Source organism: Pseudoalteromonas sp. SG44-5, assembly GCF_014164175.1.
GTDB lineage: Bacteria > Pseudomonadota > Gammaproteobacteria > Enterobacterales > Alteromonadaceae > Pseudoalteromonas > Pseudoalteromonas nigrifaciens.
Genome location: NZ_JACJES010000001.1, coordinates 461,164 through 477,788, shown reverse-complemented (window position 1 = coordinate 477,788; position 16,625 = coordinate 461,164). Strand labels below are relative to the sequence as shown.

General features: G+C 39.4%; 14 protein-coding genes. 8 read left to right on the top strand and 6 right to left on the bottom strand.

Annotation, left to right across the window (positions count from 1 at the left end):
• Positions 1 to 325: 325 nt before the first annotated feature.
• On the bottom strand, positions 326 to 1,609 hold the full coding sequence (gene msrA / locus H5079_RS02225; RefSeq protein WP_182683316.1) for a peptide-methionine (S)-S-oxide reductase MsrA: 1,284 nt from the start codon (positions 1,607 to 1,609) through the stop codon (positions 326 to 328).
• Positions 1,610 to 1,860: 251 nt separating this feature from the next.
• Between msrA and pxpB the strand changes: the two genes are divergently transcribed.
• The 6 genes from pxpB (at position 1,861) to H5079_RS02200 (ending at position 6,896) form a co-directional block, all read left to right on the top strand.
• Positions 1,861 to 2,523, top strand: a complete 663-nt coding sequence (gene pxpB, locus H5079_RS02220; protein ID WP_011328123.1) for a 5-oxoprolinase subunit PxpB — start codon at positions 1,861 to 1,863, stop codon at positions 2,521 to 2,523.
• The gene (locus tag H5079_RS02215) at positions 2,520 to 3,458 is read left to right on the top strand and encodes a biotin-dependent carboxyltransferase family protein (protein ID WP_182683315.1); all 939 of its coding nucleotides are present in this window, start codon (positions 2,520 to 2,522) and stop codon (positions 3,456 to 3,458) included. The genes pxpB and H5079_RS02215 overlap by 4 nt, the downstream gene beginning before the upstream one ends.
• Positions 3,459 to 3,500: 42 nt before the next feature.
• The gene (locus tag H5079_RS18475; protein ID WP_303394021.1) at positions 3,501 to 3,581 is read left to right on the top strand and encodes a hypothetical protein; all 81 of its coding nucleotides are present in this window, start codon (positions 3,501 to 3,503) and stop codon (positions 3,579 to 3,581) included.
• Positions 3,574 to 4,242 (top strand): pyroglutamyl-peptidase I, encoded by a 669-nt coding sequence (gene pcp / locus H5079_RS02210; RefSeq protein WP_011328121.1) that lies wholly within the window; start codon positions 3,574 to 3,576, stop codon positions 4,240 to 4,242. The genes H5079_RS18475 and pcp overlap by 8 nt, the downstream gene beginning before the upstream one ends.
• A 157-nt stretch (positions 4,243 to 4,399) precedes the next feature.
• The gene (asnB, locus tag H5079_RS02205; protein ID WP_086996100.1) at positions 4,400 to 6,073 is read left to right on the top strand and encodes an asparagine synthase B; all 1,674 of its coding nucleotides are present in this window, start codon (positions 4,400 to 4,402) and stop codon (positions 6,071 to 6,073) included.
• Positions 6,057 to 6,896: a PhzF family phenazine biosynthesis protein gene (locus H5079_RS02200; RefSeq protein WP_182683314.1), complete on the top strand. Its 840-nt coding sequence runs from the start codon at positions 6,057 to 6,059 to the stop codon at positions 6,894 to 6,896. The genes asnB and H5079_RS02200 overlap by 17 nt, the downstream gene beginning before the upstream one ends.
• Positions 6,897 to 6,900: 4 nt before the next feature.
• Here the strand turns inward: H5079_RS02200 and egtD are convergent, their stop codons facing one another.
• Together egtD and egtB are read right to left on the bottom strand one after the other, a co-directional pair.
• The gene (gene egtD, locus H5079_RS02195; RefSeq protein WP_182683313.1) at positions 6,901 to 7,887 is read right to left on the bottom strand and encodes an L-histidine N(alpha)-methyltransferase; all 987 of its coding nucleotides are present in this window, start codon (positions 7,885 to 7,887) and stop codon (positions 6,901 to 6,903) included.
• A complete protein-coding gene (egtB, locus tag H5079_RS02190; RefSeq protein ID WP_182683312.1) occupies positions 7,884 to 9,158 on the bottom strand; it encodes an ergothioneine biosynthesis protein EgtB in 1,275 nt (424 codons plus the stop codon). Before egtB ends, egtD begins: the two co-directional genes overlap by 4 nt.
• Positions 9,159 to 9,654: 496 nt before the next feature.
• On the opposite strand from egtB, the gene H5079_RS02185 reads away from it, so the two are divergent.
• Entirely contained in the window at positions 9,655 to 11,235 is a 1,581-nt protein-coding gene (locus H5079_RS02185) for a BCCT family transporter (RefSeq protein WP_011328116.1), read from the top strand.
• 90 nt (positions 11,236 to 11,325) lie between these two features.
• On the opposite strand, the gene H5079_RS02180 is transcribed toward H5079_RS02185, so the two are convergent.
• From H5079_RS02180 to H5079_RS02170, 3 genes are all read right to left on the bottom strand, one after another.
• Positions 11,326 to 12,036 (bottom strand): 3'-5' exonuclease, encoded by a 711-nt coding sequence (locus H5079_RS02180; RefSeq protein WP_011328115.1) that lies wholly within the window; start codon positions 12,034 to 12,036, stop codon positions 11,326 to 11,328.
• Positions 12,037 to 12,043: 7 nt separating this feature from the next.
• A complete protein-coding gene (locus H5079_RS02175) occupies positions 12,044 to 13,939 on the bottom strand; it encodes a putative nucleotidyltransferase substrate binding domain-containing protein (RefSeq protein ID WP_011328114.1) in 1,896 nt (631 codons plus the stop codon).
• A 157-nt stretch (positions 13,940 to 14,096) separates the two neighbouring features.
• On the bottom strand, positions 14,097 to 15,104 hold the full coding sequence (locus H5079_RS02170) for a rhodanese-related sulfurtransferase (RefSeq protein WP_011328113.1): 1,008 nt from the start codon (positions 15,102 to 15,104) through the stop codon (positions 14,097 to 14,099).
• A gap of 196 nt (positions 15,105 to 15,300) precedes the next feature.
• Here H5079_RS02170 and H5079_RS02165 point away from each other — a divergent pair, with 196 nt between their 5' ends.
• Positions 15,301 to 16,623: a DEAD/DEAH box helicase gene (locus tag H5079_RS02165; protein WP_011328112.1), complete on the top strand. Its 1,323-nt coding sequence runs from the start codon at positions 15,301 to 15,303 to the stop codon at positions 16,621 to 16,623.
• Positions 16,624 to 16,625: the final 2 nt, after the last annotated feature.

Below are 16,625 nucleotides of genomic sequence, written 5' to 3'. Positions count from 1 at the left end.
TATTTCACTCATTGGGTGTATTTTTATCGTTTGTGATTAATGCTCAATAAATCTAAAGTTCACCTATCGAAAGTATCGCAGCTTAATTTAAGGTTTGATAATTAAGCTGGTAAAAGAATCTTATATTGTGTGTGTAAGATGTTGTCAGTGTAAAAAACGGTTCAAGTTAGGTGGTGACTTGGCTTGAACTGTTTTTATTTTTAGGCAATCCACATAATATTTACTAAAAATAAATTAGGCTTTAATACTGCTTTTTAGCTAAAGCCTTAATTAAAAAGCCCAGTAAAAGTTAAGTTTACTGGGCTTTTGTATATCTCACGTATTTTTAATCCCTTGGTATAAATTCAAGAACCGTAGCATTTATACAATAACGGTCTGTACCGCGTGGGCCTTCCCCGGGGAATAAATGCCCTAAGTGTATGCCAGTACTTTTAGAGCGCAGCTCAATACGAGTCATTCCCCAGCTACTGTCGTCATGTTCAGTAACGCTACTTTTTATTGGATGCGTAAACGATAACCACCCAGTTCCAGAGTTAAACCTATCGCGGGTATCAAATAGCGGCTCGCCACTGAGCTTATCGACAAAGGTGCCATCGGGTGTATTTTTAAAAATTTTGTATTCTTTGCAATAAGCGCGATCGGTTTTTGAATTAAATGCAACTTTATAGGCTTCACTATCGCCTAGTTTAAATGCGCCAAGGGCTTTGTAAAACGCCTCTGGGCTTGCATAGCCTTGACGTCCGTATACTTCAGTGCCATTTTCTAAAAATAAAATAGTGGGGGTTGCCCAGGTTGCCGACTTAATGGTTAAACCTTGGAGTTGATCGGCGTGGCGAAAGCTCATAGCAATACTGCCTTTGTAGTCGTTAGCTACAGCGCTTTTAAATTTTTCACAGTATGGACAGTATTCGCGTGAGTCTAATACCACGATTTGTTTACCCATTAATAAAGCGGAGTTATCTACTTGTTCGGGCGGTTTTTTGTTAAACACCACGCCAGTTGAGTGATCGGGACAATAGCCATTTGGATTTTTTTCTAAATAATTTTGATGATATTCTTCAGCTGCATAAAAAGTGTCAAGTGGCTTAATAATAGTGGTTATAGTGCCGTACTCTGCTTGCGTAAGCAGTTGTTGATATTGCGATTTAACTTGCTTTGCTACTTTCGCTTGCTCAGTGGTGGTAGTTAAAATAATTGAGCGATACTGAGTGCCTACATCGTTACCTTGGCGATTTTTTTGTGTTGGGTCGTGACTTTCAAAGTAGTTTTCGAGTAGCTCCTTTGCGCTAATAATATTGCTGTTATAGGTAACTTGCACAACTTCGGCGTAATTGTCCTCGTCAAAGCGACGTGATTGATTGGTTATATTGCTGTAAGTGGCTTTAAAGCCGTTTCCATCCGCATAACCTGACTCAGCATCAATAACACCATTAAGTGCTTCGTAGCGTTTTTCAGCGCCCCAAAAGCAACCTGAGCCAAGTACTAGTGTTTCTACGTGCATAGTCGCTTGAACATTACTTTGCACGACTTTTTCCATTGATAAAGCAACACTGCTTGCACTAAATAAAATAGCAACGCTAGATAAATAAATTAAACCCTGATACGACATAAACTACCTCTTAAATAAATGCTAAGGCCGGTTACTGTTGCGAATGTATTTTTAACAAAAAATAGTAACAGGCTTTAATAAAGACCTTACCTGTTGAATTATTATTTCAACTTGGTAAGTAATTAAATACGAGTGAGCGGCTTATAAGGTTTATATTTTATCTCTTAATCCATTTTGCTGGTCGCAATGGTGTAAATAAATCAATAGAACTATGTTAGCTTTGAAACATGTTGTATTAACAGGTTTGTTTTATGAGTTCGGCTCCTATAATTTATGCACTTAGTAACAATAGTTTATTAATAGATGCAGCACATTTAGACGCAAACAATGTATTAACTATACAAAAAAAAATTTGGGCTTTAGCTGCGCACTGTAAAAACACCGCAGAGTTTACCGACTTAGTTGCGGGGATGAACTCCCTCACCTTGTATTTAAAGTCATCTGCGGGGTTAACTAAATGGCTAGAGGCATTACCATTATTATGGGATGAGCTTAAAAGCAGTACTTTTACTGGTAAACACCATTTAATAGAGACCCTATACGAGGGTGAAGATCTTGCTTATGTAGCCCGCTTTCATAATTTAAGTATTGATGAGGTAATTAGTATACATAGCAAAGCTCAGTATCACGTTTTGTTTTTAGGCTTTCAGCCCGGATTTGCCTATTTACATGGTTTAGATACACGCCTACATACCCCAAGGCGCGCTGAGCCTCGCATTAAAGTACCTAAAGGTGCGGTGGCTATTGGCGCTGCCCAAACCGGTATTTACCCTAGCGACACTCCCGGTGGCTGGCATATTATTGGCCATACCAATACCACATTATTTAATAGCTCTCATTCGCAACCTTGCTTAATGCAACCAGGCGATACCCTTGAGTTTGTAGCGCTAAAAAACCAAGGAGCAGGCGCATGATAAAAGTACTAAAACCAGGCGTACAACTCACTATTCAAGATTTTGGCCGAATTGGCTATCGTCATTTAGGAGTAAGTAAAGCTGGCAGCTTAGACCCCTGTGCACAATTAATAGCTAATCGACTCCTTGGTAATAACGACAACGATGCGGTGCTTGAAGTAACTGTGGGCTTATGTGAGCTTGAATTTAACTGCGATACTGTCATTGCCATCCAAGGCGCTGATTTACAGGCAAAGCTTGATGAACAACCTATTTACCCAGGTTGGACATACGCTATTAAAAATAAACAAGTATTAAGCTTTGCCACAGGACGAGCGGGGTTAAGAGCATATATTGCAGTAAAAGACGGCGTGCAGTGCCCACTAATAATGGGCTCTCGAGCAACTGATTTAAATGCATGCTTTGGTGGGCTCAATGGCAAAGCACTCAGCAGTGGTGACTGCATTCCAATTAAGCCTTTTAATGGCCCTTTTATAAAAATGGGGGCTATTGCTCCACCGCAACGTAAAATTATCCGCTTGCACCCTAGCCCACACGCAAAGTTATTAGGTAAAACACTTTTGCATAGCTTTACTTCGGGTAAATTTAAAGCCAGCCCTAACAGTAATAGAATGGGCGTAAGGTTAGTAAATAATACAGATAATCTGATGCACACACATTCATTACCTTCTGTGGCTGTAAACCCAGGGAGCATACAATTGCCCCCCAACGGAGAGCCCATAGTATTACTTAATGATGGCCAAACTACCGGCGGCTATCCGCTACTAGGTACAGTGATCAGTGCTGACTTACATCAATTTGCACAGTTTAGAGCAGCCGATAATATAGAATTTGAATATGTAACCCTAGAGCAAGCACACAGAGCCCAACATAAACAAAATGCTCATTTACATCAGCTCAGTTTGGCACTCAATAATAGCAATAATAAAAAATAGGACGGTTATGCTCGATTTAAATATAAATAGAAGCATAGTGTAATAAAAGTACAAACTCCTACGGCAGTAACCTTACTCGCCGTTAATATTGTTTTAATGTATAGCGTGGTGTTCAATGACTAAATCAACTTACCCTATGGCGTGCGTATTAATTACCGGTTTTACTCCTTTTGATGGCGAAACCATTAACCCCTCTTGGCAAGCAGTGCAAAAGCTCGACGACCATATAATAATGAAACATAGAGTATGTGCTATTGAGTTATCGTGTGAGTTTAATACCTCTATTGCGCAATTACACCAAGCGATAGAGGCCCATAACCCGGCGATAGTTTTATGTGTTGGCCAAGCTGGTGGACGTAGCGAAATATCTATAGAGCGTATTGCGATTAATATAGATGACGCTCGCATTAAAGATAATGCCGGTAAGCAACCTATTGATACCCCAATTGCAAAAAATGGCCCCGATGCTTATTTTAGCAATTTACCAATAAAACGTATGCTAAGCGCCTTACATGAAAGTGATATTCCTGCGGCCATTTCTAATACTGCCGGTACTTATGTGTGTAACCATGTGATGTATGGTTTGCTGCATTATATAAACGAAAACTATACAAAAATGAAAGGCGGCTTTATTCATATTCCTTATTTACCAAGCCAAGCAGTGCACCATAATGGCGCACCAAGCATGAGTGAAGAAGTGGTAATAAATGCGCTAAAAGTAATGATAGCTGAAGCTTTGAGCAATGAGCGCGATGTAAAAATAGCAGCCGGCACCACACATTAATCATTTTGGTGCAATACGAGCTATGTTGGTGCATAAATTATTCTTATTATTTTGTAAATGCGGTGTGACTTACGTTATTAATTCTGCTAAAACAAAGGTGAGTCGCAGAGTTTTTTTGCTCTGCAATACACATAAAAACAAGAATGAGGGGTAGTCTATGTGTTCAATTTTTGGGGTGTTAGATATAAAATCTGATCCCGTACAGTTGCGTACGCAAGCCATCGAAATGTCGAAGTTATTAAGGCACCGCGGCCCTGATTGGTCGGGTGTTTATGCATCGAAAAAAGCAATTTTAGTACATGAACGCCTAGCTATTGTAGGGGTTTCTAGCGGTGCACAGCCTTTATATAATCCAGAAAAAACACATATTTTAGCGGTAAACGGTGAAATTTATAATCATAAAGAATTAGCGGCAAATTTAACCACCGATTTTACCTTTCAAACAGAATCTGACTGCGAAGTTATTTTAGCGCTTTACAAACAAAAAGGTGCCGACTTTTTAGATGATTTAAATGGCATTTTTGCATTTTGTTTATACGATGAAGAAAATGACAGTTACCTTATTGGCCGCGATCATATTGGTATTATTCCGCTTTACACCGGTCACGATGAACACGGTAACTTTTACGTAGCTTCAGAGCTAAAAGCCCTTTCACCAATTTGTAAGCACATTGAAGAATTTCCGCCTGGGCATTACCTAAGCAGTAAAGATGGCGAGCTTAAAGCGTATTACAAACGCGATTGGCAAAGCTTTGACGCCGTTAAAAATAACAGCGCAAAGGCCGAAGATGTTAAAAGCGCACTAGAGGCTGCCGTTAAACGCCAGCTTATGTGCGACGTGCCTTATGGCGTATTACTCTCTGGTGGCTTAGATTCGTCGCTTATATCGGCTATAACCCAGCGTTTTGCGGCAAAACGAATTGAAGATAACGACGAAAGCGATGCATGGTGGCCTAAATTGCATTCTTTTTCTGTTGGCCTTGAGGGCTCACCTGATTTAGCCGCGGCTAAAAAAGTAGCCGATATGATAGGCACTATTCATCACCCTATTATATTTACTATTGAGCAAGGTATAGATGCCCTGCGCGAAGTGATTTATCACATAGAAACATACGATGTAACCACTATTCGTGCCTCTACTCCTATGTATTTAATGGCCCGACAAATTAAAGCCATGGGTATTAAAATGGTGCTATCGGGCGAAGGGGCAGATGAACTGTTTGGTGGCTATTTGTATTTTCATAAAGCGCCGAATGCACAAGAGTTTCATGAAGAGCTTAACCGTAAAGTATCTAAACTGCATATGTTTGATTGCCTACGTGCCAATAAATCGATGGCAGCATGGGGAGTTGAAGCACGCGTACCATTTTTAGATAAAGAGTTTGTGGATGTGGCAATGCGTATTAACCCACAAGCTAAAATGTGTACAGAGGGAAAAATAGAAAAGCATATTTTACGCGAAGGCTTTGCAGATTATTTACCAGAGGAAGTATTATGGCGTCAAAAGGAGCAGTTTTCAGACGGTGTAGGTTATAACTGGATTGATACCTTAAAAGTGTTTGTAAACGAGCAAGTGAGCGATCAAGAGCTTGCCAATGCAAAGTTTAAATACCCTATAAATACCCCCGATTCTAAAGAAGCATATTATTACCGCGCTATTTTTGAATCTCACTTTCCTGGTGATGCCGCCGCTAAATGTGTGCCTTATGGCAAATCGGTAGCGTGCTCTACGCCCGAAGCGCTGGCATGGGATGCGTCGTTTCAAAATAATGCTGACCCTTCTGGACGTGCCGCGCTTATTCATAACGATGCGTATGCTAGCAAAAGCTAAGCGAATTTGCTTAGCGCCACACAAGCCAGCATGGCTTGTGTGGCGCTTTATAACACTCACATCGTCTCAAGCTGTTTTTTATAACCACACAGCTAACTTAGCCGGTTCAAGTGCTTTAATTGTTATTTATAAAAAGGGCTTAACCTCTAAATTGATGCAATATATTGCGTCAAAATCGAATCATCCTGCGACTGTATTTTTAAATCAAAATGAGATAACTCAACCTTATTGTAAAATTCGCTGGTTTAACCAAACAAGTGAAATTAAGCGCTGTGGGCATGGCACTTTGGCTGCAGCTAACTTTTTACTTCATTATTTTTCTTATTGCCCACAGGTATTTATTACAAGCTGTAATGAGCGTTTTAAAATAAAAATTAACAGGCAACAGGCTCAGCTGGTATTAGCAAGTATTGAGTCGATAAAATCCCCCTGCTACTGTAAATTACAGCGAGTATTTTCATTATCAATAAAAGCCGCGTACAGCAGTGCCAATAAAAACGGTTACACCTTGTTATTGTTCAATGCACAAGACGATTTAACACGCTTACAAGTTGATTTTAAAGCCCTAAGTCACCTGCATAAAAATGCGATTATTGCGCTAACAGTACAAAATACCCAAACGCAAAATGCCATTGCACATTTTAGATACTTTGCCCCGCAGTTTGGTGTAAACGAAGATACCGCAACGGGTTCAGCAGTATCGGTTATTGCACCCTTATTATTTAGACTATACGGTTTAAATAAAGTTACGCTTATACAGCAATCGCCTAATGGCGCGTTGTTAAACTATGAACTTAACAACGGCCAAGTTGTTATTTACTAATAATTTATAGCGGCTTTAATAGGCATAAGGCAAAGTAATTATTATCGTCTTGCCATGTTTGCTCTAAACTTAAATTAGCTTGTGCCGCAAGCTGTTTAAACGATTCTAGGGTGTACTTATGAGAATTTTCGGTATGAATACTTTCACCTTGTTTAAAATTAATTTGTTGGTTATTAATTGTCACTGTTTGCTCGCAAAGGCTCACTAAGTGCATTTCTATGCGGTTATGCTGCTCGTTATAACGTGATTCATGGTTAAAATTAGCTAAATTAAATGATCCATTTAGTTCGTCATTGATTCGTTGTAATAAGTTTTTATTAAATGCAGCGGTTACACCGAGTTTATCGTCGTATGCATCTAACAGTACTTGGCGCTGTTTTACCAAGTCAATCCCGATTAAAACATAGCCATTTACACCACATAAATGCTGAAAGTTTCTCATTATTTCAATGGCTTTAAGCGTGTTAAAATTACCTAAGGTGGAGCCCGGGAAATACACTAAATTAGTTTGGCTATCGAGGGCGGTTTCTTTAATAAGCTGTTTAACCATTGCGCTATCGGTAAAGTCGCCTAATAACGGATCAATAACCAGTTCAGGGAATAACGGCGATAAATGCGCTAATGAATAGTTAAGCATTTCTGTAGATATTTCGAACGGTACAAACGTTTTTACTTTGCTCATATGAGCTAATAAGTGGGCAATTTTTTTGCCTGAACCACAACCGGGTTCTATTATTGATAAGTTTTCAGGTAGGATTTGTGCAATCTCTTTTGAGTACCTTTCTAAAATAGCCAGCTCAGTACGGGTTACGTAATACTCTTGCAGCCTTGTTATTTGCTCAAATAATGCAGCCCCCTTGTCGTCATAAAAATATTTACAGGGGAGTGATTTTTGTTGCTGGGTTAAGCCACTTATTACATCTGTTAAAAACTCACAGTTGCTTATAGAGGTATTTATACTGCACTGCTTTATTGTTGTCATTTGGCTCATGTTTTATCCTTAGCGAGTCTTATACCACTACACATCCAGGCTTGATGGGGATAATAAAAGTTTCTGTAGGTTGTACGTAAATGATTAGCAGGAGTTAACACACAACCGCCACGTAATACCATTTGATTGCTCATAAACTTACCATTGTACTCTCCTGCCACGCCTGCAATTGGCTTAAAACCTGGGTAAGGTAAATAAGCACTGTTTGTCCATTGCCAGCAGCTATCTGTAAGCTGCCCAATAGCAGCGCTACTATCGGCCATATTTGGCAATAAAAGTGACGTGTGCGCTGTATTACTTGGTGCGTGTTGCTGGGCTGCATATTCCCATTCAAACTCTGTGGGCAGGCGTGCATTAACAAAACTTGCATAAGCGCTGGCCTCATAATAACTAACATGACAAACCGGCGCGGCTAAGTTAAGGGGTAATAATCCGTAATGGGTAAACTCAAACCACTCCCCGTTTATATAATGCCAATACAATGGCTGTATTAAATTATTAGCCTGTATATGTGCCCAGCCGTCACTTAGCCAATGTTGCGGGTTGCTATAGCCTGAGCTATTAATAAAGCCTAAATACTCTGCATTAGTCACTAATCTATTAGCAAAGCTAAATGGATGAACCAGCACAGAGTGCTTAGGTTGTTCGTTATCGTAGGCAAATTGGTTTTCAGCATTGCTCCCTATGTTTATAATTGCTTGGTCAAAGTTTATAAATTTTATAGCGGCACTGGATTGCTGGTTTGGTACTTGAGTTGGCTTTAGTGATTGGTACGCAGGAAATATTGGGTTAATAGAAAAGTTATACTTAATATCCATCAACATTAGCTCTTGGTGTTGTTGCTCGTGATTTAGGCCAAGAGTAATTATTTGCTCTATTTCTGGGGTTATTGCAGTATTTAACACGCTTATAACAGCTTCATCAATATATCGTCTGTATGCTATTACGTCATCAAGACTCGGCCTCGATAGGCTGCCTCTGTTGCCCCGCTTAAATTGCTCACCAATTCCGTTGTAGTAAGAATTAAATAATATTTTAAACTCAGGGTTAAATACTTTGTAATTACGGCTATGAATGCAGAGTAAAAATGTTTCAAAAAACCAACTGGTATGCGCAAGATGCCATTTACTTGGGCTTACGTCGGCCATTGCTTGTAATTGACAGTCTTCTGCACTTAACGCACTAATGAGTGATAGGCTATATTTACGTACCGCTTTAAAATGCTCACTAAGCTCATTTTTTCCAACTAAATGTTTAATATCATTAGTCATAGTCGCAATTTACTCCTTTAACTACTTTACTGTTAAAATATAACCTAATGTTAAATCATATACTAAGTATTCCTAGATTAAAGGGGCGTTTATATTAGGCACCTTTAATTAGCAGCTTATTAGTATTTACATACTCCGTGACAGTAATTATTTACCTATGTATTTTTATAATTCTGATTTCGGATAATATGCGCTGATTTATAAGTGTTCTCGTATATGTATTAGTAAATAGTAAACTAATTTAACAAGTTAGAGAGTGTTTGTTTTTTATACTTAAAAGCAACAAATATCATCATTTTGACTATAATATCAGCAGTCTAAATACAAAATCATTTACATTTAGTATTTAACTCATACACTAGTAAAGTTAATGATCAAAAATCAGATTAGTTAGTCTTCTAATTATTTGTGTTTAAACTAATATAATTACAAAACTAATATAATTAATTACGACACTGGGTAACATCCAGGGTTAGAACAACAAATGAGGTATTGCATGAGCGAAGAGCATGACAAATATAGTATTGATAGTACGGACTATACCGTAGGTCAAGACAACGTACAAAAATGGGGGTTAGATATACATAACTCTGTTTTCGGCATAAGTGCTGGTCTGATTGTCATCTTTTTGATCGCTATTTTAGTTACCGATCCACAAACAGCTAAGTCTGCACTTGATAGTATAAAAACAGATATTATTAATAACTTTGACGCCTTATTTATGTGGGCTGCTAACTTTTTCGTTATTTTTTGTTTAGCACTTATTGTATCGCCTTACGGTAAAATACGTTTAGGGGGAGATGATGCAGTACCTACTCACTCTCGCCTTTCATGGTTAGCTATGTTATTTGCTGCAGGTATGGGTATTGGCTTAATGTTTTGGGGTGTTGCAGAACCGCTTGCATATTATACTGGCTGGTTTGAAACACCTTTAAATGTAGCTCCTAATACACCAGAGGCAGCAAAACTAGCAATGGGCGCAACTATGTTCCATTGGGGTCTACATCCGTGGGCTATTTATGCAGTTGTCGCACTTTCACTTGCGTTCTTTACTTATAACAAAGGCTTACCACTGTCTATCCGTTCTATTTTTTATCCTATTTTAGGTGATAGAGCGTGGGGATGGCCTGGCCACCTTATCGACATTTTAGCTGTGCTTGCAACACTCTTTGGTCTTGCAACTTCACTAGGGCTAGGAGCACAACAAGCCTCTGCAGGTATAGATCATGTATTTGGTACCTCTGGTGGTGTTGGTTCACAAATTTTAGTTATTATTGGGGTTTCACTTTTAGCTATTATTTCGGTAGTTAGAGGGATTGATGGCGGAGTAAAAGTACTTAGTAATGCCAATATGTTAATTGCCTTGGTTTTACTTGTGTTTGTATTTTTAGTTGGCTTTGCTGTTGCTATAGGTAATGTTCCTACTACCATAATGGGCTATGTAGAAAATATTATTCCCTTAAGTAATCCTCATGGTCGTGAAGATGAAACCTGGATGCATGGCTGGACTGTATCGTACTGGGCGTGGTGGATTTCCTGGTCACCGTTTGTAGGTATGTTTATTGCGCGTGTTTCTCGTGGTCGTACTATACGTGAATTTTTAATTGCGGTATTACTAGTGCCTACTGCTGTTACTATTTTATGGATGTCTATATACGGCGGTATTGCTATTGATCAGGTGGTTAATAATGTAGGTGAGCTAGGTACTAACGGCCTTACTGAAGTACCACTTGCTATGTTCCAAATGTTTGATGCATTACCTTTGTCTAACATTTTATCGTTTGTAGCGATTATTTTAGTATTGGTGTTTTTTATTACGTCATCGGATTCTGGTTCATTGGTAATTGATTCGATCACGGCTGGTGGCAAAATTGATGCACCTGTACCACAACGTATCTTTTGGGCTGTAACCCAAGGTGCGGTAGCTGCCGCACTACTTTGGATAGGTGGAACTGAAGCTATACAAGCGCTGCAAGCTGGCGCTATATCTGCCGGGTTACCTTTTACTATTGTATTGTTGTTTATGTGTTTAAGCTTACTGTTGGGCTTACGTACTGAGCCTCGTACTAAAAAGTAACCGTACTTATTACCCTTACTGGTAATTATAAAAAGTACTAATAAAAACGCCGCAAATTATGCGGCGTTTTTTATAGCTATAAAATAAAGTTTATATCCACAAATCATCTATCGGCGTATCTAAGCGATAATGATGACTCAGCTGCGCTTGTAACAACTCAGCTGTGGCCAATGCATCGGTTAGGGCATTATGGTTATTATACGCAGGAAGTGAGTAGCGCTTACGACAATCATTTAATCGCAACGAGCCTATTTTAGAGTTAAATAACCGCCCTATTAAACCCTGGCGTGCTGTTAATGCTCTTTTTTCAATATCCATAGTGTCAACTAACGCAAACTCTATGCCTTCGTGCAGCCTAAGTAACAACGCATTATTTAAAAATGGCCGCTCAATTGCTGCATAATGTACCACCACGACTTTACCGCTTAGCGCGGCAAGCAAAGGCTCAATAATACGGTTAAAGTCTGGTGCATCATCAACCTCTGAGTGCGTAATACCATGAATGATTATTGATTCTTCATGTAAGTTTCTGCGCGGTTGTACTACCCAATGGCGGCTGTGCTTGCAGTATATTCGCTGTAAGTTAAAAGGCACTAAACCCACACTCACTATGTCATCTGCTTCGCTATCTAAGCCGGTGGTTTCAAAATCCATCGCTACAAATGGCACATCAGCTATTGCTGCAGCAGGCTGATTAAAAGCCGATGCATAAAACTGCTGTAACAAGGCATTTTCACTGCTATTTGCTAATTGCTGATACCTAAGCGACCAGTCAACTATTGCTTGCTTTTGCTTGCTCATAGAAAAATCACTTCACATTTGTATTTGAAATAAAGCTAAATTTTAGATAGTTTTGCGCTTTTTCAAGAATCGCAAATGCCTCTTTTAAATTACGCTGCTCAAACGGTGAAAGTTGATGCGGATCTAAATTATTATCGGGCTCTTCACCTTGCTCTATTTGTAATGCTTGATGACGAATTCGCATCATAGCTATATACTCCAGCGCATCTCGTAAATCTTGTGCTTTACCCTCGGGTAAACTTTTTGCGGCAATTATATCCTCAAGGCGGTCAAACGAGTTTTGTTTGCGTGAACCAATCGCTAATGCATGCACCCGTATAACATCCGAAAGTGGTGCGGTACCACGGCGTTTTAAGTTCATTGAGTGCTTATGCTGGCCGTTATGCTCTAAAACAAAACCTTTGAAGAACCCAAGAGGCGGCGTTCGATTACGCGCATTAGCAGCCATATTTGCCAAAAACACCCTATTTGCTTTGCTTTGTTTAGCAACAAAGACTTTGAGCTCATCGGCCCATTTTGTTTTACCCCAAACGCCGTCCAAATCAAAAAATATAGAGCTGTGTAATAACGTTTGTGGTTTTGGTTTTGCTATCCAATCTGCAAATTGCTCAAACCATTGAGAGCGAGTTTTACGCCACTTTTTAAATGACGCCATAATTTCGCCATCACAATAGGTGTAGCCGCATTGTGCTAAACCATCACAAACAAAATCAGCAATGTTTTGAAAGTACTCGTTATGTAACTCATCGTTGTAACTATCATCTAAAATAAGCGCATTATCTTGATCCGTTACTATAAGTTGCTCATCGCGCGCCATGGAGCCTAAAGCAATAAAACAATAAGGCACGGGAGCTGGCCCATACTTTTCTTCAGCTAATATTAATAACCTTTGCTTAAAAGTACGGCCAATCACTGCCATGGCTGTACCAACCATATGAGAGTTTGCATCTTCGTTAACCATACGCACAAATACATTAGGTAACTGGCGGGCATAATGGGTTAAGTCTTCCACTGATTGCTGGGCCAAAATACCACGCACTAATAACAAGCTACTTTGCGACTCGTAACGTAAAATATCAGACAGTGATATTACCCCAATCGGCCTGCGTTTTTGCACTACCGGCAAATGATGCAGGCTGTCTCTTAACATAGCTAATACAGCTTCGAAAACGTAGGCATTAGCATCTAAAATCACTAAGTTAGTAGACATAATATGCTGTGCTTGAGTATCAAACGACAGCCCTGGCGCAACCACTTTATTACGTAAATCTCGGTCGGTAATTATGCCAACTACTTGGCCATCATCCTCTTCCGGGTCGTCGTTAACGGGCTTATTTATATCTGTAACCAGTACTGATGAAACCGCTTCTTCGCTCATTAATTTAGCAACATCTTGCACCGTAGAAGTGGTTAATACCGTCACTACATCACGATGAATAAGCGACTTTACTTTTGCTGTCGTTAAATCGTTACTGTCGGCTTGCTCAACAATAGCTTGGTGCAAACGTACATTGCCATCGGTTTCAAAGTAATCAGCAAATGCATCAAACTCATCGCAATAACGATTAAACAGTTCAACATTAATGCAGTAAACCAATGTGTCTTCTAGTGCAGTGGCCGGAAAACGCACTTTGCGGTTCATCAATAGGCCCATTTGGCCAAATATTCCACCCACGGCTAAACGATTATAAAGCTCGCCATTACGGCGATACATTTCTACCGAGCCGCTTCTTATAACGTACAAGTCGGCAATATCTTGGCCTAACTGTAAAATCTCTGTTTGCGCTCTAAAGTAAGCAACTTCAACTTGTTGCGCCAGCTCGTTAAGCGCTTTAATGGGTAAATCGTTAAAAGGGGGATGCTGTGCTAAAAACTGCGCTATTTCTATTTGTTCGGCTTGCATAGTTGCTTCCTACATAGCGATATTATGATGTGTTTTATACTAATTTAATGCAATTGGTATTACCTAAAGACTAACATTACCAATCTTAGGTTAAAACATATAGTGGATACAAAAAAAGAGTCAATAATGACTCTTTTTAAATTAATTTAATAAAATATTATTTACTACGTTGGGCTTGTTTTTTAGCGTTTTTAGCCTCTTTACGTTGCTGTAAAATAGCTTGTGCTTCATTACCAATGTGGCCTTCGCCACGCGCTTGTGCAAGCTCTATTTGCTTTTGTCGCTCAGCAAAACGTTCTCTCTGCTCATCGCTTACATTATCAATACAATGGTGACACGACACGCCTTCCATATATTCAGCTTTTAACTTTTCGTCTTCGGTGATTGGCATACGACACGCATGACATTGGTCATACGAGCCTTTTTGTAAGTCATGATTAACCGCTACACGATTATCAAATACAAAACATTCGCCTTCCCACATGGTTTCATCTTTTGGTACTTCTTCAAGGTATTTTAAAATACCGCCTTCAAGATGGTACACTTCATCAAAGCCTTGCTCTTTCATATACGCTGTTGATTTTTCACAGCGGATACCGCCAGTACAAAACATAGCTACTTTTTTATGCTTGCTTGGATCAAGGTTTTCTTTAGCCCACTGCGGAAATTCACGGAATGTTTTGGTGTTAGGATCAACTGCGTTTTGAAAGGTACCTATTTCAATTTCGTAATCGTTGCGGGTATCTATAAGTATCACTTCTGGGTCTGAAATTAATGCGTTCCATTCATTTGGCTTAACATAACTACCCACTACTTTTAGCGGATCGATGCCCTCAACCCCCATAGTCACAATTTCTTTTTTTAGTTTTACTTTGGTGCGGTAAAATGGGCATTCGTCATCGTAAGATTCTTTAGTAACAATGTTATTAAGGCTTGGCTGTTGTTCAAGCCATTTAAGAAGATTATCTATGCCAGCACGTTTAGCTGAAACCGTACCATTAATACCCTCAGAGGCGATTAGTAAAGTACCGCGAACTTCATTTGCCTCCATTACATCTAGTAATGGTTTTCTAAGCGCTTCAAACTCAGGTAGTGCTACAAATTTATACAGTGCACACACTATAAAGTGCTCGCTGGTTAAATTGTCTTTATGAACAGCCGTCATATTTATTCCTATTTTGCTTTTTAATATATACCGAATCGTAAATCCGGCGCATCTTGGGCGCGTATTTTACGCTTTTTGTGATTAAATGCAAAAATTAGCCTTATAATTTGCATTTTACTGTTAGCCATACGCCTCTGTGGGCTATAATGCGCCGATAGAATTAAGATATAACTTGCTCATTTTGGAGAAACACACCTTGCACTTTACTGATCTTGGGATTGATAATCGCCTTGAAACACAACTAGCACACCAAGGGATCACCCAGCCTACCGACATTCAAGCACATGCAGTGCCTACAGCACTTGCAGGGCATGACATTTTCGCCCAGTCTAAAACAGGGTCAGGCAAAACCTTGGCGTTTTTATTACCCGCTGTTCAACGAGTAATGAAACAAAAAGCACTCAGTAAACGCGATCCTCGGGTACTTATTGTTGCTCCAACACGTGAGCTTGCTACGCAAGTATTTACACAACTGCGTTTATTAATCGCAGGTACAAACATTAAAGCCGTAAAAATACTCGGCGGCGAAAATTTTAATGACCAAATTAAAGCGCTTAGAAACGATCCGCAGTTTGTAGTTGCAACACCAGGTCGTCTAGCCGATCACCTTACAAAGCGTACGTTACAATTGAGCGGTCTTGAGCTGCTTATTTTTGATGAAGCAGACCGTATCCTAGATTTAGGCTTTACCGAACAACTTAAAATGATTAATGACTTGGCCGATCATCGCCTGCGCCAAACATTATTGTTTTCGGCTACACTAGATCATGCACAAGTAGATGCACTATCACGCAACTTATTAAAAAAGCCTAAGCAAATAATGCTCAGCGCTGCAAACGAGCAACACTCAGATATTAAACAAAGCTTATATCTTGCTGATCATCTTGATCATAAAGAAGCCTTACTTGAGCACTTTTTGAATCAAGACGATGTTGGCCAATGTATTATATTTACAGCTACCCGTGCAGATACCAGCCGTTTGAGCGAAGCGCTTTGCGCTAAAGGTTTTAAAGCACAGCCATTAGCAGGTGATTTAGCACAAAATAAGCGTCTCGATATTATGGATGCGTTTAGCCGCGAAAACTTCAAAATATTAATAACCACAGATGTTGCGTCACGTGGCTTAGATTTACTCAGTGTTACCCATGTTATAAATTTTGATTTACCTAAACACGCTGAAGAATATGTTCACCGAATTGGGCGAACAGGTCGAGCTGGTTTTAAAGGCAGCGCACTGTCGTTAGTAGGCCCTAAAGATTGGCCAAGTTATTTAGCAATTAAAGCATTCTTAAATGATGAATTAAAGTTTGATAGCGTTGATGGTTTAAAAGCTAAATTTAAAGGGATTAAAGAAAAGAAACCAGTTGCAGTTTTAGCCACAGAAAAAACAGTAGCAGCTAAAAAGCCAGTGTTTAAACGCAAAGCTAAGCCTAAAAAACCATCAGCTCCCATTAAAGCCCCTATTAATATTGATGGCGATACTCCTATGCGCCGCAGAAAAAAGCCTGAACAGGAATAATT

Coding starts and splice junctions, on each gene's coding strand:
- pcp (WP_011328121.1), top strand. CDS start 3,574: ATGACTAAATCAACTTACCCTATGGCGTGCGTATTAATTACCGGTTTT.
- H5079_RS02180 (WP_011328115.1), bottom strand. CDS start 12,036: ATGAGCAAGCAAAAGCAAGCAATAGTTGACTGGTCGCTTAGGTATCAG.
- H5079_RS02185 (WP_011328116.1), top strand. CDS start 9,655: ATGAGCGAAGAGCATGACAAATATAGTATTGATAGTACGGACTATACC.
- H5079_RS02215 (WP_182683315.1), top strand. CDS start 2,520: ATGATAAAAGTACTAAAACCAGGCGTACAACTCACTATTCAAGATTTT.
- H5079_RS02175 (WP_011328114.1), bottom strand. CDS start 13,939: ATGCAAGCCGAACAAATAGAAATAGCGCAGTTTTTAGCACAGCATCCC.
- msrA (WP_182683316.1), bottom strand. CDS start 1,609: ATGTCGTATCAGGGTTTAATTTATTTATCTAGCGTTGCTATTTTATTT.
- egtB (WP_182683312.1), bottom strand. CDS start 9,158: ATGACTAATGATATTAAACATTTAGTTGGAAAAAATGAGCTTAGTGAG.
- H5079_RS02170 (WP_011328113.1), bottom strand. CDS start 15,104: ATGACGGCTGTTCATAAAGACAATTTAACCAGCGAGCACTTTATAGTG.
- egtD (WP_182683313.1), bottom strand. CDS start 7,887: ATGAGCCAAATGACAACAATAAAGCAGTGCAGTATAAATACCTCTATA.
- asnB (WP_086996100.1), top strand. CDS start 4,400: ATGTGTTCAATTTTTGGGGTGTTAGATATAAAATCTGATCCCGTACAG.
- H5079_RS02200 (WP_182683314.1), top strand. CDS start 6,057: ATGCTAGCAAAAGCTAAGCGAATTTGCTTAGCGCCACACAAGCCAGCA.
- pxpB (WP_011328123.1), top strand. CDS start 1,861: ATGAGTTCGGCTCCTATAATTTATGCACTTAGTAACAATAGTTTATTA.